19 protein-coding genes are annotated in these 17595 nt (G+C 63.9%); 8 read left to right on the top strand and 11 right to left on the bottom strand.

Annotated features, from left to right (window positions below):
• Window position 1 precedes the first annotated feature (1 nt).
• The 7 genes from GAL_RS19610 to GAL_RS19580 are packed head-to-tail and all read left to right on the top strand — an operon-like array spanning window position 2 to window position 5413.
• On the top strand, window positions 2-655 hold the full coding sequence (locus GAL_RS19610) for a virB8 family protein (protein ID WP_024099335.1): 654 nt from the start codon (window positions 2-4) through the stop codon (window positions 653-655).
• Between the two features lie 2 nt (window positions 656-657).
• Window positions 658-1356 carry a TrbG/VirB9 family P-type conjugative transfer protein gene (locus tag GAL_RS19605; protein ID WP_024099334.1) on the top strand — a complete coding sequence of 233 codons (699 nt, stop codon included), beginning with the start codon at window positions 658-660 and terminating at the stop codon, window positions 1354-1356.
• A complete protein-coding gene (locus tag GAL_RS19600; RefSeq protein WP_024099333.1) occupies window positions 1353-2732 on the top strand; it encodes a TrbI/VirB10 family protein in 1380 nt (459 codons plus the stop codon). The genes GAL_RS19605 and GAL_RS19600 overlap by 4 nt, the downstream gene beginning before the upstream one ends.
• Before the next feature lie 4 nt (window positions 2733-2736).
• Window positions 2737-3723 carry an ATPase, T2SS/T4P/T4SS family gene (locus GAL_RS19595; protein ID WP_024099332.1) on the top strand — a complete coding sequence of 329 codons (987 nt, stop codon included), beginning with the start codon at window positions 2737-2739 and terminating at the stop codon, window positions 3721-3723.
• Window positions 3720-3914, top strand: a complete 195-nt coding sequence (locus tag GAL_RS19590) for a hypothetical protein (protein WP_024099331.1) — start codon at window positions 3720-3722, stop codon at window positions 3912-3914. Before GAL_RS19595 ends, GAL_RS19590 begins: the two co-directional genes overlap by 4 nt.
• Window positions 3911-4324 carry a hypothetical protein gene (locus tag GAL_RS19585; protein ID WP_024099330.1) on the top strand — a complete coding sequence of 138 codons (414 nt, stop codon included), beginning with the start codon at window positions 3911-3913 and terminating at the stop codon, window positions 4322-4324. Before GAL_RS19590 ends, GAL_RS19585 begins: the two co-directional genes overlap by 4 nt.
• Before the next feature lie 12 nt (window positions 4325-4336).
• Entirely contained in the window at window positions 4337-5413 is a 1077-nt protein-coding gene (locus GAL_RS19580) for a type IV secretion system protein (RefSeq protein WP_024099329.1), read from the top strand.
• Between the two features lie 95 nt (window positions 5414-5508).
• Here GAL_RS19580 and GAL_RS19575 read toward each other — a convergent pair whose 3' ends face one another.
• From GAL_RS19575 to GAL_RS19550, 6 genes are read right to left on the bottom strand one after another with little or no spacing between them, the layout of a single operon-like run.
• Window positions 5509-6855: a dihydrolipoyl dehydrogenase family protein gene (locus GAL_RS19575; protein ID WP_024099328.1), complete on the bottom strand. Its 1347-nt coding sequence runs from the start codon at window positions 6853-6855 to the stop codon at window positions 5509-5511.
• Window positions 6856-6900: 45 nt separating this feature from the next.
• Window positions 6901-7263 carry a hypothetical protein gene (locus GAL_RS19570; RefSeq protein ID WP_027238612.1) on the bottom strand — a complete coding sequence of 121 codons (363 nt, stop codon included), beginning with the start codon at window positions 7261-7263 and terminating at the stop codon, window positions 6901-6903.
• Window positions 7264-7267: 4 nt separating this feature from the next.
• Window positions 7268-8680: a mercury(II) reductase gene (gene merA / locus GAL_RS19565; protein ID WP_024099326.1), complete on the bottom strand. Its 1413-nt coding sequence runs from the start codon at window positions 8678-8680 to the stop codon at window positions 7268-7270.
• Between the two features lie 12 nt (window positions 8681-8692).
• Complete coding sequence (gene merF / locus GAL_RS19560; protein ID WP_081731463.1) at window positions 8693-8884, bottom strand: mercury resistance system transport protein MerF; 192 nt, start codon at window positions 8882-8884, stop codon at window positions 8693-8695.
• Window positions 8885-8916: 32 nt separating this feature from the next.
• Window positions 8917-9213, bottom strand: coding sequence for a heavy-metal-associated domain-containing protein (locus GAL_RS19555; protein ID WP_024099324.1), 297 nt, complete (start codon window positions 9211-9213; stop codon window positions 8917-8919).
• Between the two features lie 14 nt (window positions 9214-9227).
• Window positions 9228-9626, bottom strand: a complete 399-nt coding sequence (locus tag GAL_RS19550) for a mercuric transporter MerT family protein (RefSeq protein WP_024099323.1) — start codon at window positions 9624-9626, stop codon at window positions 9228-9230.
• Between the two features lie 73 nt (window positions 9627-9699).
• On the opposite strand from GAL_RS19550, the gene GAL_RS19545 reads away from it, so the two are divergent.
• Window positions 9700-10134 (top strand): MerR family transcriptional regulator, encoded by a 435-nt coding sequence (locus GAL_RS19545; protein ID WP_024099322.1) that lies wholly within the window; start codon window positions 9700-9702, stop codon window positions 10132-10134.
• A gap of 92 nt (window positions 10135-10226) precedes the next feature.
• On the opposite strand, the gene GAL_RS19540 is transcribed toward GAL_RS19545, so the two are convergent.
• The 5 genes from GAL_RS19540 to GAL_RS19515 all read right to left on the bottom strand — a co-directional run bounded on the left by GAL_RS19540 (window position 10227) and on the right by GAL_RS19515 (window position 17389).
• The gene (locus GAL_RS19540) at window positions 10227-12230 is read right to left on the bottom strand and encodes a type IV secretory system conjugative DNA transfer family protein (RefSeq protein WP_024099321.1); all 2004 of its coding nucleotides are present in this window, start codon (window positions 12228-12230) and stop codon (window positions 10227-10229) included.
• Window positions 12231-12238: 8 nt separating this feature from the next.
• Window positions 12239-14572 (bottom strand): relaxase/mobilization nuclease domain-containing protein, encoded by a 2334-nt coding sequence (locus GAL_RS19535; RefSeq protein ID WP_024099320.1) that lies wholly within the window; start codon window positions 14570-14572, stop codon window positions 12239-12241.
• On the bottom strand, window positions 14559-15152 hold the full coding sequence (locus GAL_RS19530; RefSeq protein ID WP_024099319.1) for a helix-turn-helix domain-containing protein: 594 nt from the start codon (window positions 15150-15152) through the stop codon (window positions 14559-14561). Before GAL_RS19530 ends, GAL_RS19535 begins: the two co-directional genes overlap by 14 nt.
• A gap of 561 nt (window positions 15153-15713) precedes the next feature.
• Window positions 15714-15920: a hypothetical protein gene (locus GAL_RS19520; RefSeq protein WP_007120662.1), complete on the bottom strand. Its 207-nt coding sequence runs from the start codon at window positions 15918-15920 to the stop codon at window positions 15714-15716.
• A 539-nt stretch (window positions 15921-16459) separates the two neighbouring features.
• Window positions 16460-17389 (bottom strand): DUF2493 domain-containing protein, encoded by a 930-nt coding sequence (locus GAL_RS19515; protein ID WP_024099318.1) that lies wholly within the window; start codon window positions 17387-17389, stop codon window positions 16460-16462.
• Window positions 17390-17595 lie beyond the last annotated feature (206 nt).

The following is a 17595-nucleotide window of genomic DNA, read 5'->3' as shown; positions in this document are numbered from 1 at the left end:
GGTGGCGACTGAACAAGAAATCATCGAGGAAGAACTGGTCTACGGTGCCTTGCGCCGCGAACGGCTCTGGCAACGCCTTGGTCTGGCAGGTCTTGTCTTCGGCATCATCGGCTGTCTGAGCGCAGCAGCAGTCGCGATCCTCGATGTCGATCCGCCCCCCGTCGTTGTCCCCTATGATCCCGCCACCGGCTTTGCACTCCCCGAAGCCTCGGTGGGCGCCTCCTCGGTGACCGCCAACCAGGCGATCATCGAGGCGGAGGTGTTCCGCTATGTGGCCGACCGGGAGGTCTATAACCAGCTCGACAACGATCTGCGCATCCGCAGCGTCCTGCGCCGCTCGGACGGAGCTGCCGAGAGCGGGCTGCGCCAGATCTGGAACAGCGCAAATGAAAACTATCCGCCGACCGTCTATGGCCCCAATGCTCGGCTCGACGTGGAAATCCTCAGCATCAACCGGATCGGAACCAACCGCGCGACGGTCCGCCTGCGCAAGCGCCTGACGTCCATTAACGGCACCCAGACCGGCCTCTTCACTGCGACGCTTCTCTTCGAGTTCCGCCCGGAGACCCGCCGCTCCATCGATGAGGTCTGGACCAATCCATTCGGCTTCACCGTCCTCGAATATTCCATCCGCTCCGACAGATTGGAGAACTGATCTTGTTTCCCGTACGAATTGCATTTGTTGTCCTTATCGTTTTGTTGCCGGGGTTGGTCGCCGCCGAAGCCATCCCGCGTGGCGGTCCCAACGACAGCCGGGTGCGCTTGGCCACCTACCAGGAGGGTCAGGTCTACCGTCTCAGCGTGTCACTCACCCATGTGACCACCATCGAGTTCGGGATCGGCGAAAGCATCCGCTCGATCATCGCGGGCGACACCGAGGGCTTCGAGATCGACGGCGTCCCGGGCGGTCAGGCCTTCGCGATCAAGCCCGTCGCGCGCGGGGTGCATACCAATGTGACAGTCTATACGAACCGCCGGAGCTACTACTTCAACGTCGAGGAGGTCCGCAGCCCAACCTTCTACGTGGTGCAGTTCCGCTATCCTGATGACGCTGCGCGCCCGACCCGGGCCATCGCCGCCCAAGCACCAAACTACAATTACGGCGCCAGCGCGCGGACCGAGTTCACGCCAACGCGCATCTGGGATGACGGGACGTTCACGTATTTCGCGTTTCCGAGAAACGCACCTGTGCCAGCGATCTTCCGCTACGCGGGCGGCCGTGAACGCACGGTCAACACGCAAACCCCTGAAGACGGCGTGATCCGCGTCAGCGGCGTGAACCGCCAATGGATCCTGCGACTTGGCGAAGAGGTGGTCTGCATCGAGGCGATCGCGCCCGCGGAGGCCACCTCATGAGCGATACCGGGAACACCGAGCTGGAAAAACGCCTCGCCGCCCTTGAGAAAGGCAGTGCCCGCGCCCCCACGGCGGCGCAGCGCCGGTCGCCCCTTCTCGCGCTGATCGTGATCCTCGTCATCGGCGTGGGTGGTGCCCTGCTTTATCTCCTCTCACAGCCCGACGAAGAGGAAGCCTTACCGACGGCCACCCCGGACGTCTTCCAAAACGAAGGGGACGGCTTTGGCGCTATCGAGACCTTGCCCCCGCCCGAGCCCGAGGTTGTGTTCGTCGGACCAGACCCCGTCGAGCCCAACGCGGAGCTTCTGGCGCAGATCACCGCCCTGCAGGCCCAGATCGAGGAGTTGCGCAACGCCCCTGAACCAGTTGTCGAGGAAGACACCGCCGCCGCAGAGGCAATTGACGCGCTGACTGCTCAGATCGCGGCGCTACAAGCCGCCTCGGAAGCAGCACAGCAACGATTTCAGGACGAACTGACGGCGCGGGATCGAAGTCTTGAACAACTCCGCATGGATCTGGAATTGGCCCAACTCGAGGCCAGCCGACCGCAACCCGCACCAGCGGGCCCCACGGAAGATGAGCTGCGCGCACGCGAGCAAGAGCGACTGCGCCGCGAGGAAGAAGCCCGGCGCATGGCCGAGCTGGAGCGCCGGGCCGCGGAGGAACGCGCCTTCCAGGAGCGGCGCATCGCCTCGCCCACCATCGCGTTTGGCGGTGCCTCAGGAGCGAATGAAACGGCTCTGACCGAACGCACCTTCGGCGAGGTGACGGATTTCGTGCTGAACGGTGCGCTGCCCTCCACCGTGACGCAGGCCGAGGTGATCGCCAATCCTTCCAACACCATCATCCAGGGCACCATGATCCAGGCCGTCATGGAAACCGCCCTCGACAGCTCACTGCCCGGCCAGACCCGTGCCGTGGTGTCCGAGGATGTCTACAGCGTCGATGGCGCGCGCCTCTTGATCCCCCGCGGATCCCGTCTCGTCGGGCGCTACCGCGCTGGCGTCGATATTGCGCAGCGCCGCGTCACGATCGCTTGGGACCGGATCATCCTGCCCGCGGGCCAAACCGTCCAGATCAGCTCCTTCGGGGGCGATGAACTTGGCCGCTCCGGCGTCACGGGTTTCGTGGACACGCGTTTTGCCGAGCGTTTCGGGTCGGCCGCCCTGATCTCGCTGATTTCGGCCGCGCCAAGTGCCGCCGCCTCCGAGGTCCAGGATGAGACTGCCGCCGACGTTCTCGAAGACGTTGGCGATGATCTGGCAGATGCCACGGACAGCGTCATTGGCGATTACCTCTCCATCGGCCCCGTCATCTATGTCGACCAAGGCGCGCGCGTCACCGTCATGGTCGACCGCGATCTGGAGATCTTCTAGCCCGATGTCGCTCAGCTATCTCGAGACATCCCTTGACCGGATCGACGCCGCCGCCCGCGACGATGTCATCGAGATCTGTATCAACCCCGACGGGACCTGTTGGGGCGAATTCCAGGGCGATCACTTCATGCGCGCGCTGGATCAAAGGCTGACGGGCGTTCAGGTCAGGGACCTCGGCAACCAGATCGCCTCCTCGGCCAATACCACGATGAGCAAGGACCGCCCCATCGTCTCGGTCTCGATCACCTACAAGGGGCGCCCGATCCGCGCACAGGTCATCACCCCGCCCGCCGTGCTCTCGGCCTCGTCGATCAGCCTGCGGTTCTTTTCCAGCCTGCCGCTCAAGGGCATCGAACTCGACTTTCTCTTCGGTAAGGAACGCAAGCTCGAAGAACTGCGCCTCGAGAAAACGCGCGAGCTGCGCGAGGTCGTGGCCTCCGGTTTGATCGATGACGCCCTCGCCTTCTGTGTCGAGAACAAGCTCAACATGATCGTCTCGGGCGGCACCTCGACCGGCAAGACCGTCGCTGCGCGAAAGATCCTCTCCCATGTCCCGTCTGAGGAACGCATCGTCACCATCGAAGAAGCCGCCGAGCTTCTACCGACGCAGCCCAATGCTGTGACCCTGATCGCCAATCGCGATGCGGAATTCCAGACCGCCGATGTGCTTCTCACCGCCACGCTGCGCATGCGCCCCGACCGGATCATCCTGGGCGAGGTGCGCGGCAAGGAGGCCATGACCTTTCTGGAAGCCATCAACACCGGCCATGGAGGCTCGATGACCACGCTGCATGCCGAAACCCCGCAATTGGCCGTGCAGCGGCTCGCGATCGCGGCGCTGAAGACCGAAATCCCGATGACCTATGCCGACATGATCCAGTACATCGAGAACTCCATCGACGTGATCATCCAGGCCGGCCGCCATGACGGCAAACGCGGCATCACAGAATTCTACCTCCCCGGCGCAACTGAGATTGGAATTTCCCAATGAAGACATTTGAATACGATATTCTGTCCTTTCCCATGACCCGCAAAGCCAGCCTTGCCGACATGCAGGCCAGCCTGAATGCCAAAGGTGCGAAAGGCTGGGAGGTGGTGTCGATCAGCTCCTCGGAATTCGCCAATGTGGGACACACGGTCTTCCTGAAGCGTGAAACCACAGCCACCGGATCCACGGCATGAGGCAGGCGAGCTGTACCCTCGTACTGACTGCGCTGGTCCTGGGCCTGACGTCGGCACCCGGCTTCGCTGAGCGCAATCTCGTGCCGACCCTCGAGCGCAGTTTCGACGTCTGTCCAGACCGGCCCGCTGAACCCGTGTGGATGCAGGAGATCCCCCTGCGCCAATCTTATCAGCGAGTTCTGGTTCAGGACATCTACCGCGCCCAGAACCTCGAGCGGATTGTCGAGACCGTCAGCTGCGCCTGCGAAATCCGGTTCCCGTCCTGGGACGCTGCCGAAGCGGTGTTTCGGGAGAGCTACGCGAGCGACGAACGATGGGAAATGCTCGAAGCCTCCGACGCCTACAACCGCCGCGCCAACGCCGCCCGAACTGCCGCCAAGGCCATCTGCGACGCCGCAGGTAATTGGTAAGGCAGCCCCGCGATGAGTGTCGTCACCTACTTCGTTGAAACCTCCCAGGGCTATCTCGACACCGCCGCAGAAACCCAGTTCGGATCGGTTGCGGCAACGGTTGGCACGCTTCTGGTGCTGGGAACAACGCTGGTGGTGGTTCTCGTTTTCCTGAACATGGTCTACCAGTACAAGGCGATGGACGGACGCACGGCATTCTGGCTCGCGGTCAAGATCGGGCTCATCGGGATATTTGCAACCAACTGGGTGCAGTTCAACGCCCTCTCCTCCGCCATCCTGGCCGGGATCGACAGCATTGCGGGTGCGCTGGTTGCTTCCGTTGGTGGTGGAACTCCCGGCCCTTCTGGCACTTTCGCAGAAGAGTTTGACCGGCTAATCGCGGAACTAGGGGACTATCTCAACGCCGCTGGGTCCGAGCTGAACTGGATGGCAGGGGCCATGCTCGACATTGTCGGGGTCCTCTTGCTCTCGATCCTCGGCGGGCTGGCCGCCTTCATCCTCGTGGCATCCCGCCTGATGATCGCACTTCTGATCGGGATCGCACCGGTGATGATTTTCCTGACCCTCTTCGAGGTCACCAAGGACTATTTCGCGCGCTGGCTGTCGGCGCTGGTCTCCTTCGCGCTCTACCCCATAGTCGTGGCCGGTGTGTTCGCGACAATCACGGGTGTCTCCTCTGCCCTCATCGGCGAACTCGGCGACCCGGAGGGAGCCTCAAACATCGGCGCGCTCATTCCCTTCTTCATGATGGTGCTCATGGCCAAGGGCTTCATCATTGCCACGCCCTTCATCGTCCGCGCGATCTCCGGAAACATTATGATGCCCGCCCTTTCCGGTGGTCTCGGCGGCGGCTACAGCTTTGCCCGCGCCGCCATGGGAAGCCAGCAGGCCTACAATCGCTACCTGATCGGAGGCGCAAGTGGCGCAGAATACGCAGCCCTCAGGGCGCGGCAGTTCTTCGGCGTGCAGCAGATGCCCGTGAGGCAGGGCATGGGGCAGACGGGTTCCGCAGGAGGCGCAGGATCCGCAGACTCGGGGTCAAAAATGCTGGCGCAGCTGGCGAGACTGGGTCGACTTGGCCGACGGTGACGGCCCGTAGCGGACCTTCACATATCGAGTCGCGAAGGTCCGGTTCCGGGGTGTTACTAACATGAAGGAGTGCGCAACGGAAAGCCGTTGCACCATCAGAACATTGACCCCAAGTCAGAAGCCCCTGTCGGGTAAGCGGCAGGCATCGCTTTCACCTGCGCCGCCGTCAGCCCCAGCTTGATCGCCAGCGAGAAGACGTTGATCAGCTCGGCATACTCCGGGCCGAACATGTGGGCTCCGAGGATCTTGCCATCCTTGCCGGTGATAATCTTCGCACCGGCATGTGTTTCACCGATGCGCTTCTGCGAGAACCAGCCCGAGGTGTCGGTGAAGCTCACCTCCACATCACCCACCTCTCGCGCCTCTTCCTCGAGCAACCCGACCCGCGCCAGCTCGGGTATGGTGAACACCACGCTCGGCACTCCAGTGTAGTCGGGTTCAGTCCGCTTGCCCTTCAGCATGTTGGAGGCGGCGATCTTACCTTCGAACACAGCTACCGGGGTCAGCGGCTTTCCTGGCGAGGCGGCAGCGTCTCCGGCCGCATAGATGCGTGGGTTCGACGGAGATTGCAGCCAAGGCATGACCTTCACGCCACCGTGCTCGGTTTCGATATCGGCAGCCGCAAGGTCAAGATGGTCGATGGCAGGCACCCTACCTGCACCGTGAACGACGAGATCGGCTTCGATGGAATGGCTCTGACCGGCCCTGCGGTAGAGCACCCGGCGCGCCCCATTCGCGTCCTCGATCCGTTCCATTTCGGCCTCGGCCGCGATCTTAATCCCGGCTTCGCGGCTCCGTTCGAGCAACATCTTTACGAGTTCGGGGTCAAACATCTTCAACTGGCGTGCGCCGCGGTCGAGGATTGTCACCTCAGCTCCCGCCAGCGCGGCGATATGGGCGAATTCGAAGGAGATGTAGCCGCCACCGACAAAGGCGATCCGGCGCGGCAGTTCGGCGAGGTTCAGGAAATCGGTGCTGTCGATCAGTCGCTCGGCACCGGGAAATTTCAGCGGCCTCGGCTTTGCGCCCGTAGCAATCAGTGCGCGGCGAAAGGCGATCTCGCCGTAGCCGTCGATCTCGATCCGGTCCTCGGCGGTGAAGCGCGCGCGGCCATGTAGCGTTTTCACCCCGGCCTCTGTCAGCGCACTTTCCATGCTCTCGGGCACCGGGTCGGTGAAGCTCTCCTTGTGCTTCATCAGCGTGGGCCAATCGATCCTGGTCTCTCCTGCGACGCCCTTGCCTTCGAGCAGCCGCACGGCCTCCACCGCCTCGGCGCCGGCGCGCAGCATCTTCTTCGGGTCGCAGCCCCGGAGTGCGCAGGTGCCGCCATAAGGCAGCTCGTCGACGATGGCGACGGACCAACCCGCCTGGCTGCATTTTTTCGCGGCGTTGATCCCGGCCATGCCGGCGCCGATGACGATCAGGTCGAGTGTCTCGGTCATATGTGCTCCTCGTTCATGCTTGTCAGTCTGGGGCCGCTTACGCGTTCAACGATAGCGACCCATCAATCGTTCACTCAGCCCCCAGATCGCCATAGTGCCTCCACCCGTCGCAATGCCGAGCCAACGCCAGCCGTCCTCTCCGAGCGGCACCAGCCCCGTGCCATGGCCCAGCACAGGAAGCGTCATCGCCAGCAGGAAGGGCCCGGTGTAGCGGCAATGGACCCGGCCACAGCGCCGGGCATTGAACAGGCAGGCACTTCCCATCCACACCAATGCCAGCAACCAGATCCCCATCTTGGGTCCATCGGGCAGTGGAATCGCCAGCACCATGGCACCTATCGGCAACCACCAGGCAAGAGCGGCGCCGAGAGTCGAACCGAGGAGGTCGCGCTTCGATTTTCCGCTCATGCCTTCACCCAGCGCAGCAACTGAGAGCGGCCACGTCCTTCTCGAAGGTCTGGGCCGCAAGCTTCAGCCCTTCCACTGTCGTGAGATAGGGCATGATGGTATCGCCCAACTCCTCGTAGGTGAGCCCGGCTTTCAGCGCCATCGCTGCGGTCTGGATGCTGTCTGCGCCCTCGGGGGCGAGGATCTGCGCCCCCAGCAGGCGTTTGCTGCCTGCCTCGGCCACCAGCTTGATCAGACCGCGCGTGTCGCGGGCGGCAAGCGCGCGGGGGACTGCGTCGAGCGGCAGGACCGAGGTGAGGACCTCGTGTCCAGCGGCGCGGGCCTGTGCCTCGCTCAGTCCCACGCCCGCCACCTGCGGATCGGAGAACACGACCCAGGGCATCGTGCTGTTGTCGTAGCTGCGTGCCTCTCCCGCCACCGCGTTCCGGGCGGCGAGCTTGGCGCCGTAGGCCGCCATATAGACGAACTGGTTGCGCCCTGTGACATCGCCAGCGGCCCAGACGTTCGAGTTGGTGGTGCGCATCTGCGCGTCCACCACGATGCCGCCGCGCGCGCCGGTCACGATCCCGGCCGCGCCGAGGTTCAAGCCATCACTGTTCGGCACCCGCCCGGTGGCAAGCACCAGTCGCTCGGCGATGAAGTTCTCACCCCCGTTACCGGTCAAACGTAGGCCGTCGCCGTCGCGCACCACGCTCTCGTAGCCGGCGACCCGCGCCAAGCGAATACCCTCGGAAGCGAGGTAGCCCTCCAGTGCTTCGGAAATCTCGGGTTCGGCCTCGGGCAGCACACCGCGGCGGCTGACCAGCGTCACCGCGACACCGGCACGGGCGAAGAGCTGCGCAAACTCCACGCCGATATAGCCCGCACCGAGGACCAGCATTGAGGCGGGTAGAACGGTGAGTTCCAGCGCCGACGTGCTGTCGAGGGCGCCGATATCCTGAATGCCGGGGATCGCGGGCGCGTGGGGACGCGATCCGGTGGCGATAACGATCTTCGCTGCCGGGAACGCCGCGTCGTCTACGGTAAGACTGCCTTTGCCGTCGAACCGGGCGCGACCTTCGATGTAGTCCACGTTCTCGTGCCGAGGCAGCACGTCGGCGTATTTTGCCGCGCGCAACTCCTCAACGAGCGCCTGCTTTTGCGCAACCGTCGCAGTCCAATCAGTCACGCTGGCTTCGGCACTGATGCCGTCAAACCGATTGGCGGCGCGGGCGTGGTGAAGGCCCTCCACGGCGCGGATCAGGGCCTTGGAGGGCACGCAGCCCACGTTCACGCAGGTCCCGCCAATCGTCCCATCGCCGATCAGCGCGACTCGAGCCCCGGCTTCGGCGGCGGTAATGGCGGCCGAAAATCCGGCCGAACCAGCGCCGATCACAGCGAGATCGTAACCGCCCTTGGGAGTGCAGCAATCTTTCATATCATTCTCTCTTCAATTCGTGCGTTGGCGCCGCCAGAGCGCAAAAATGGTGATGCCGATGAACACTGCCAGCGCCGGCAGGAGCACGAAGTCGAGCCAGCCCAGCATGGCCGAGAGCCCGACCGCGCCCAGCAGGACCACAAGGACCGGGGTGAAGCAGCACAGCGCCACCAGGACGGTGCCGATCAGCCCGTATTTCAGCATGCGGTCGTCCTTGGGGTTTGTCTCGCGCTCGCTCACGAGACGTCTTCCTGGGCCACTGTTGCTCCATAGCCCACTCCGGTGACGGCGGCGATCAGCTGGTCCGGGTCGGTGGCGAGATCGTCATAGTGCAGGACGTAAACGCCATCCTCGGCCTCGCCCTCGAGGAATTCCGCGATCTCCACAGTCTCCACGCGCTTGAGCGCAGTGGCGACGATATAGCTGCACGAGGGGCAGGTCAGACCAGTGACGTGCAGGCGGGTCTCGGCTTCGGCTGCAAAGATCGCGGTCGGCGAGATCCAGAGGATGGCAGCGAGTAACACTTGTCTCATGATGGGCTCCGATATCAGAAGGTTAGGATGCGCGGCGCGACATAGGGAAAGACCAAGGCCAGCAGCACCACGGCCAGCGCACCCCAAAGCAGTCCGCGCATCAGGCCGCGATCCACCGGGCGCGCGCAGACCCCGGTGCCACAGTCCTCGGCAGACACAGGTCGGTAAGCCTTCCAGAATCCATAGCCGAGCGCCGCCAAGGCGAAGGAGAGGGTTATCCACTTGTAGGAGTAGAGCGCTGTAAGTTGGCCGATGAAGACCCCGGTGACGCCAAGGCTAACCAGGACCAGCGGCAGGATGCAGCAGGAGGTCATCGCCAGCGCCCCGAGCACCCCGGCGCCAGTGGCGGTCCATCCGGTCCTGTCGGGGCTGTCGCCCTCCCAACGTTCGGTATCGTTCGTCTCGATCGTCATCGTGTCACCCTGTTGTCGTTCGATGACTGACAAGATAGGGTCTGTAGCAGCTACAGGATCAAGGAGAAATTTCATGTCGGCTGATCACGCCCCCGCGAGCGAGCTCAAACGCTCCGATCTGGCCAGGCTGACCGGCTGCAACCTCGAGACGATCCGTTATTACGAAAATGTCGGCCTGGTGCCTGATCCGCCACGCACCGCATCGGGCCATCGCCGCTACAGCACGGCACATGTGGAGCGGCTGAACTTCGTGATGCGCGCGCGGGACCTTGGCTTTACTATGGAAGAGATCCGCGGGCTGCTATCTCTCGTCGATCGCGGCAGCCACACTTGTGCCGAGGTCGAGCGGATGGGGCGCCACCATCTCGAGGTAGTGCGCGACAAGATCCGCGATCTCCAAGTGATCGAGACCGTGCTCGCTCAGACAATCGCACGCTGCACCGGCTCGGACACACCAGATTGCCCCCTGCTCGACGTCCTTAGTGCGGGACAGACCAAGTCAGAGTAATCAGAAAGCTCGGTGGAATAGCTGTCATACACGCGAATTGCAGCGAATGGCCGTTGTCCGCCCTCTATGACCGTCAGACCATGCCCACCGCCCTACCGGTGAATTGGCTTTTTGCCACCCTCCTCCTCTCGCAGCATCTCTTCCATTTCATCCAATCCATCGACAGCAGAGCGCATCTGCGCCTCATCATCCACGCCCACTGTCTCGGCATCCGCAACCTGGCCCCCAAAATCCATTTCCATCTGTCGCTGTTCCTCGGCGATTACGGCTTGAACGACAGGCGCAGTCTTCTTTGGGGTGACATCGGTTTGCCCTGACGATTGGCCATCAGCAGCGTGGCGTGCGGCCTCAACGTCGGCGTCGGGTCCGCCTGCTCCGTCCGAAGGCGGCGTCATCGGCATGGCGCGCACACTCAGCGGCAGCGTGCCCTGCGGCCCCCCTCCCCCCGGCTTCGGAAACGGCAACTCCCCCGTCTGCGCCGCGTGGATCGCCTTGAACAGCCGATCGTCAAAATATTGGATCCGCTTCGCGCGGACCGGCATCTGGGCATCGATCACCATGACGATCTCGTCGAGCGGCAGGCGGCGCGCCTCATCCTCGGGCAGGAGAGAGCTTTCTTCGGTCCGGGTGGACTGGCTGCGTCCTTCAAAGGGGTTCTTGCCGATGGACTGGGAGCGCGTGATGACGGTCTTCGTGGTCTTGCCAACCGCCTTGCTCAGCTCTTCGACGGTCTTCTCATCAGAAGGCGTCAGGTAGAGCTTCACGCCCGCGTTGCCCTGCAGGGCGCGGCGGGTGTTCTCGCCGTAGATTTCATCGAGGGCGGGGATGGTTTGCGTGACCACAGCCAAATGCCCGCGATAGGTGCGCAGGGTCTCGATGCTCTCGACCACGATGGGCATCTTGCCCAAGCGATTGAACTCGTCGAGCATGATCATCACTGGCCACGGCTCATCCGGCCCGGGGTCCTTTTCCTGCATCGCCGAGAGGAGATCGGAGAAGAAGAGCCGGATCAGCGGCGCGAGGGGTTTCACCATCAGCGGCTGGACCACGAGATAGACCGAAAAAGGCTTCTTGCGGATCGTGCGGAAATCAAAGTCCGAGACTGCCGTCGCCTCATCGATGGCCGGGTTCTGCCATTGATCGAGCCCCGAGGTCATCAGGAGCGAGACGTAAGAGGTCAGCGTGTCATTATTGGTCGAGGCCAGCCGGGTGAAGATCAGCTTGGCGGCCCTGTTGTCGACCTCGTGGCCGCGCGCGAAGTATTCCTTCTGCTTGTTCCCGCCCGAGGCGGCGATCCGATAGATTTCGCCCAAGGTGGGGCGCTTGCGCTGGAAGGCCAAGAGCCCTGCCGCCACGAAGAGATCGATCCCGCCCTTGAGGAGGCCCTGCACCCGGTCATTGTCGCTCTGCAGGAACAGCGTCGCCAGGAGCTGCAGTTCCATCTGCTGGCGCGCGGGATCTTTCAGTTGATGGATGCGCAGGAGCGGGTTGTAGCGATGGGTGCGCTTGCCCTCCCAATCGGTGGGGGCAAAGCGATAGACCTTGTCGCCTTGGCCTGCGCGGTGCCGGGCCGTTGCCTCGAAACACTCGCCCTTCACATCGAGCGTCACGGCGGAGCCTTGCCAGGTCAGCAGGTTCGGAATGACGAAGCCCGTAGTCTTGCCGCGACCGGTGGGGGCCACGATCAGCGCATGCGGGAAAACCTTCGAGCAGATGTAATTGGCGCGGGAGCCCGGCGGCCCCAGCTTGCCGAGGATGAACCCGGTGCCGGGCGCCCCGAAGAACCCATTGGCCTTCATCTCGCGCGCGGTCTGCCAATGGGTCTGGCCAAAGCGTGTCAGGGCGGACCCCGAGAGGGCGAGGCTCAGCATCAGGCCGGCGGCAGCGAAGCTGCCGATGATCAGGTGAATAAGTTGCGCATCCTCCGGGCGGCGGTCCAGGATCGCCAGATAGTTCTGCGCGATATATGCAAAGTCGATCTCGGCCCCGAAGCCGAGATCCTGGTAGGTCAGCACCGCCGAGGCGATGGTATAGCCCATGGCCCCGGTCACCAGCGTCACCAGCAGGACGCCTGTGGCGATCCGCGCTTTTCCCATGGAGGCGCTCAATGGACTTGGCCCCGCTCGGTCTCGCCATCCACGTCTGTCGGGCGGTGCTTTTCATATTCGGTGTCGGCAAGATCATCGACCACCTGGCGCAAGGCCTCCGTGTTGGCCGTCGCTGCATCCGATTGCAGGTAGACCTTGGCGACATAGAGCCGGTCGAGACGGTCCTCGAGAACCTTTTCCAGCGCATCGGCATCGCCAGATGTGAGCCGCTCAAGTTGACGGTTATCAAGCACCCGCGCGATCTCGTCGCGGAAGGCGTCCCGCTCCGCCTCGCTCTCGAAGGGCGCGGACAACTCCCCCGCCCGCTCATGGTCCAGAACACGCGCAATCTCGTCTGCGAGGCGGTCGGCATTGTCAGACCGCGGCGCAGTTTCATCGCGGGTTGCGAGGATGTCGTCGCGCGTGCCAGACCCGAGCCTGTCGCGCAACTCGTTTTCGCGGCGGACCTGATTGATGACCTCCGTGTCCCGGATCTCGACGACGGCCGCATAGGTCGCGCCAAGCCCGCGGGCGAGGTGGGACGGCATGTCCGGATAGCGCGCGCGCAAGTCATCCGTGACAGCATCTGCAACCGGCACGCGGAGGTCGCGTCCCTCCATGATGCGGTCGACCTCGCGGGTGATCTCGCTGGCGCGGGCCGCATCGGTGATGGTCTCCCTGTAAGGCTCAGACCGGTCGATCACATCGCCGGGACGTGCGAGCAAGTCCGGGTGTGCCTCGAGATACGCGCGCTGCTCCGTCTCGATCCGACGCTCCGCCCGCGAGACCACTTCCCAGTCCCGGTCCTCCACCTGCTGCGCTGTCAGGCCCTCTGCGCGCATCTCCTGACGGATTGTCCCTTCCATCGCCCGGACCGCGTCCCGGTGATAATGGAACCGCTCGCTGATCGGTTCCGCTTCCATGACACCATCCCGGCGCAGCACCTTCTCCTGTTCCAGCATCGTGCCAAGTTCGACGTGCACATCGTTGAGAATGTCGCGGGCCTGTTCCAGATCGGCGCGGCGTTCGAGGTTCAGATCGCGCGCCTCGGCCACCTTGGAGAGATCATTGGCGATCCATTGATGCTCAAGCGCTGCATTTGAGGCGCCCGTCTCGATCCGGGCCACCACTTCCGATGTGCTGATCCCCGTGCCCCGTAGTGCTACGTCAATGCGCGATCTCAAGTCGGGCTCGGCCAGTCGCTCGCGCTGGCTGGCGTCGATATTGGCTTCAGAATAGATCCCCCCCTCCGAGGGGGCCTCTGATAGCGAGCCCGAGCGCAGCCCCAAGGGCTGCATGTGCTGGACCTGCGCCTGGATCTCGATGAGGCGTTTTTCCAGCACGGGACGTTCCGCGTCAGACTTCTCGGCGATCATGCCCTGCACCCGCGCGAGCTTTTCCGCATAGAGGCTTCTGAGATCCTCGAAGCTTTGATCCTCGGCCATATACACATCTCCTGTTCGGTCCACCTGCCCGCCATGGGCCAACACCTCGCCCGCGCGGAAGAGCGCCGCGGCGATGTCTTCGCGGGCCTCCCGGGAGGCCTCTGTGGCCAGCGAATGGTAGACGGTTCTGGTGTTGGCGATCTCCGCCAGCGTCCGGGTCAGGTCTGTCCCCACACGCTCGCGCTCGCGGGGCGCGCGACCCTCTTCTTTCGCCGCATAAACCTCGCTGGTCCGGGCTGGGTAATGCACAACCCCGCGATCCACCCGCCGCGTGGCTTCCAGCCGCACACCGTACTTCTCGGCCTCCTCGACCATGGCGAGGCGGAAGTCGTCATAGTTGAAGCGATGGTTGCGCCCCAGAAAGAAGAACTCACCTTCCTGCGAGCGGCGGTTCAGCACCAGATGCGCATGGGGGTGATCTCGGTCCTCATGCACCGCGATGATGTAATCGAAATGCCCCGCGTCGGTCTGGAAGAACCGCTCGGCCACATCGGTCGCGATGTCGCGCACATCCTCTCCACGCGTGCCGATCGGGAAGGACATGAGCATATGTGTTGTCTGCCCGAGCTTCGGCTTGAAGCCCGCATCCCACCGCTTGGCAAAGCGCTCTGTGAGGTCCTTGATGTCACCCGCCTCGAGCTTCGCCTTGCCATCCAGAAACCCGCTACTGTCGACGATATGGGTGGACTTGGTGGTGAGGTAATCGAGCTGGTTTGCGAGCTGCGATTTGGTATGCGTGCCCCCGCCCCGGATCGCCTTGAAGACCGCCGGCCGGTGCCCTGCAGCCGCGCGCACAAGCTGGCTCTGCTTGGCGACATGCAGCCCCTGCATCGAGCCCCGGATCCGGCTCCAGCCGTCCCGGAAGACCTCGCCTGTGACAGCGTCCACCGCATCATTCAGCCGCATGGGCAAACTCCCTTAGCGCGGCACTGGCCTCGAGCTGCATCGCGTCGCGCCGACGCCGCAGGAGCAGATCGATCTCGTCGGCGGAATCGAGGATGAACCGCGCCAACCCGCGCATCTGCGCAAGCCGCAATTCGGTGAACTCGGCACTCGTGCCCCCCACGGCCCCCTGCCCCCGCCGGTTGGCCTGCGTCATCTGCTTGGCAATCTGCGCGACCCCATTGCCGACCTCGTGCAGTGAAGCGCGGTAACGCGCCATCTCGGCTGCCATCTGCGCGTCCGGAACGAACACCCCGCCTGCCGCCTGAATGAGCCGCCGCAGCCCTTCGGCCCGGCTTTCGATTCCGGCCTCGGCCAGCACCTCGTCGAGCGCCGCAAGCTCCGCAGCCGTGACCTTCACACTGACCGCTGAGACCGGAATTGCGGCATCCGTCTGGCGCTCGGCATCGGCTTTGAGCGTGTACTGGATCGCCCGCACCGACACGCCAAACCGTTCTGCCAGCACTGAAGTGGAAACGCCTTCCGCAGCTTCGCGAACGATCTCCATGCGGTCCGCATCTGTGAGACGTTTTGAGCGCGACATGCGAAGAAAGACCCCCTATTTCCTGCCACCTTCCACCAAGGCTGCCCCTACCTTACGATAATATACCAAGCTGTCAATTATATACTTACGTCGCATTCAGGCTCAGGCAGCCTTGGTGTCCGCTTCACGCCGCGGCCCGCAGGGACGCGGCTCTGCCGCCCTCACCACCGGGCGACCCACCTGTCCTAGGGGTCCCGTCCGCCAGCCCCGCCCGAGGGTCTGGCCGAACGCCAAGTGTTCGGACGGAACCGCGGGCGGGCGCAAACCCCACCGACAGGGCGGACAGGCAGGGTCAAGGAGGGCCAGATTTGGCTTGCCAAATCTCTGCCGCAAAAACCGGGAGGCCCTGGCCGATAGGTTTTTGTGGATGGCCCCCTTGAGGCTGACTGGCCGGTCTGTCGCGGCCTGACCCTTCCGGTCGGCGATCGTCCTTTGATCACGCAGCGACCGGAAGCACGGCGAGGTCGCCTCGGGCGATCTGACCGCCGGACCCGGCATCCCTGGAACAGGGATCGGGCCGCCTCGAGATCATCTCGGGGCGGCCCATCCTCGTGAGAGGATTCAGTCCTGGGGATCCTTCGCGCTCGGCGGGAACATCACCAGCTCCGAGACCGCGACGGGGAAGTCGAGCTTGAGGCTGAAGAACTCCGATCCGTCCCCGTTGCGGGTGTTGCGGAACATGGCGCCCACGCGCTGAAAGCGGGTGCGCTCCTGGCCATCGGTATCGGTGAACTTGACGGGGACGGTTGCGACGTAGTGGTTGGTCATTTGGGTTACTCCTTGTTGCGATGGGGATCACCCGGCACGGGGGCAAGAGGCTCGGTCGCAAGCGCAAATGCGGAGGGTCCGCGGCTTTGCCGTGGAAGCCGTATTTGTGCTTGCCGAAGCGTGAGCTGAGGGCACGGACGGGCCGACCCCGTGCGATCCACATCGATGAGCAAAAAGGAGTGATCCGGATGACCCCTTCCATCACGCCGACGCCGTCATCTGCGTCCTCGTCCCGCCGCTCCTGGCCGGGGTGCTCACGGAGCCCGCCCGCGTGGGTTCGATGTTCCGAAACACGCCCCGAGGGACGTGCAGGGCTTCAGCCTAAAGTGCGACGGCTCGACCCCTTGCGTCTTGTGCTGCGAACGATGTGCGTGAGGTGCGCACCATCCCCAGCCCGTACCGATGCGGATGGGCCGCACTCTGACGGACCGGGTAGAGGGATAACGGTACTGGACGCCACGAGCTGCCGATCACGCGTGACCGACCGCACGCACCATGAGACATGACGAAAGGGCCGCGCCAAGCGCGACCCCCTCTCTTCAATTCTGCGACGCCTTCTTCGCCGGGTCCGCAACCCGCATGACCGTCAGACCTTTCGCTTCCGCCTTCTGCCCGAGGTTCAGCGCGACTCCGTTGCCGCCGAAGAGTACAACCCCCGTCGCCGCGAACTTGTCGTCCAGCATTTCGTCGTTGCACTTGAACGGTGCCGCCCGCCCATGCGCGGACCAGCGCGGATCGAAGCGCGCCTGTGCTATCCCGCGTGCTCGGGCCCACCGGGCCGCAATCATCTCTGCCCCGTGCTTGCCGCCCTTGTGGCAGAGGAAGATCTCCTGGTTGCGGTTCTGCTTGATCCGTTCGCGAACCTTGTCGAGCGTGTTGAAGATCACATCGACATCGGTCCAGTCGGTGGCGCCTGAGACGATCAGGGGCACCCCCGCGACTTTCGACTTCTCGGCGGTTTCGCAGTCGTGCTGCTCCAGGAGCTGCCGTGCCTCGAAGACCGCCCCGGTCTCCTGCGCCCGGACGCTTGCGCGCGACCCGGCTGCCGGGATGAAGGCGTGGCCCGTCTCGATCTCGTAGCATTCCGCCGCCGCCTCGCTCATCACCTCGATAGCGCTGACAATCTCGCGCAGCTGCAGAAAGCGCGCCTGCGCCTCGTCGAGCGCGGTCTCGGCGATCTCCGATCCGTCGTGGGATTTTGCCAGCGCGCCGATCTTGTCGGCGGTGCGGTCGACCTCCTTGCCAAGCGCCACCTTGCGGCGCTGCAGGATCGTGGCGAGCCCATGGGCCAGCGGTTCGATCTCTGCTTCAAGCCCGGTCCCGCGCAGCTGACCGAGCAAAGCCTCGAAGCTCTCGCGGATGATGTGGTCGCTCAGGATGTGATCTTCCGGGATCGGCAGGTGGGCGTCCTTCTCGGTCAGTCCGAAAAGCTCGATGGTCTCGTAGGTGTTCGTAGTGTCGTAAGCCATGTCTGGTCTCCAGTGTTCGGTTGCAAGGCCACCACGTGAGTGTGGGGGCATGGCCGAATGTCTGGTTTCCGAATCTGCCCGGGTCAGGGACGGCGCAGCCGCCGGCTTGCCGGGCGCAAAAGTTTTCCGCGTGCAGCAACTGACACATGCGCGCCCTCACGCACGGGACCGCCCCAAGCCACAGGCCCCGTCCTCGCCGAAAAGTT

The organism is Phaeobacter gallaeciensis DSM 26640 (genome assembly GCF_000511385.1).
Lineage (GTDB): Bacteria > Pseudomonadota > Alphaproteobacteria > Rhodobacterales > Rhodobacteraceae > Phaeobacter > Phaeobacter gallaeciensis.
This window is presented reverse-complemented; position numbering and strand designations above follow the sequence as displayed.

What these genes read in the sequence shown, in the direction of transcription:
- GAL_RS19545 (WP_024099322.1), top strand. Translation starts at nt 9,700, where the DNA reads ATGTCGGCTGATCACGCCCCCGCGAGCGAGCTCAAACGCTCCGATCTG.
- GAL_RS19550 (WP_024099323.1), bottom strand. Translation starts at nt 9,626, where the DNA reads ATGACGATCGAGACGAACGATACCGAACGTTGGGAGGGCGACAGCCCC.
- merF (WP_081731463.1), bottom strand. Translation starts at nt 8,884, where the DNA reads ATGCTGAAATACGGGCTGATCGGCACCGTCCTGGTGGCGCTGTGCTGC.
- GAL_RS19575 (WP_024099328.1), bottom strand. Translation starts at nt 6,855, where the DNA reads ATGACCGAGACACTCGACCTGATCGTCATCGGCGCCGGCATGGCCGGG.
- GAL_RS19590 (WP_024099331.1), top strand. Translation starts at nt 3,720, where the DNA reads ATGAAGACATTTGAATACGATATTCTGTCCTTTCCCATGACCCGCAAA.
- merA (WP_024099326.1), bottom strand. Translation starts at nt 8,680, where the DNA reads ATGAAAGATTGCTGCACTCCCAAGGGCGGTTACGATCTCGCTGTGATC.
- GAL_RS19535 (WP_024099320.1), bottom strand. Translation starts at nt 14,572, where the DNA reads ATGCGGCTGAATGATGCGGTGGACGCTGTCACAGGCGAGGTCTTCCGG.
- GAL_RS19600 (WP_024099333.1), top strand. Translation starts at nt 1,353, where the DNA reads ATGAGCGATACCGGGAACACCGAGCTGGAAAAACGCCTCGCCGCCCTT.
- GAL_RS19520 (WP_007120662.1), bottom strand. Translation starts at nt 15,920, where the DNA reads ATGACCAACCACTACGTCGCAACCGTCCCCGTCAAGTTCACCGATACC.
- GAL_RS19595 (WP_024099332.1), top strand. Translation starts at nt 2,737, where the DNA reads ATGTCGCTCAGCTATCTCGAGACATCCCTTGACCGGATCGACGCCGCC.
- GAL_RS19580 (WP_024099329.1), top strand. Translation starts at nt 4,337, where the DNA reads ATGAGTGTCGTCACCTACTTCGTTGAAACCTCCCAGGGCTATCTCGAC.
- GAL_RS19540 (WP_024099321.1), bottom strand. Translation starts at nt 12,230, where the DNA reads ATGGGAAAAGCGCGGATCGCCACAGGCGTCCTGCTGGTGACGCTGGTG.
- GAL_RS19530 (WP_024099319.1), bottom strand. Translation starts at nt 15,152, where the DNA reads ATGTCGCGCTCAAAACGTCTCACAGATGCGGACCGCATGGAGATCGTT.
- GAL_RS19585 (WP_024099330.1), top strand. Translation starts at nt 3,911, where the DNA reads ATGAGGCAGGCGAGCTGTACCCTCGTACTGACTGCGCTGGTCCTGGGC.
- GAL_RS19555 (WP_024099324.1), bottom strand. Translation starts at nt 9,213, where the DNA reads ATGAGACAAGTGTTACTCGCTGCCATCCTCTGGATCTCGCCGACCGCG.
- GAL_RS19515 (WP_024099318.1), bottom strand. Translation starts at nt 17,389, where the DNA reads ATGGCTTACGACACTACGAACACCTACGAGACCATCGAGCTTTTCGGA.
- GAL_RS19570 (WP_027238612.1), bottom strand. Translation starts at nt 7,263, where the DNA reads ATGAGCGGAAAATCGAAGCGCGACCTCCTCGGTTCGACTCTCGGCGCC.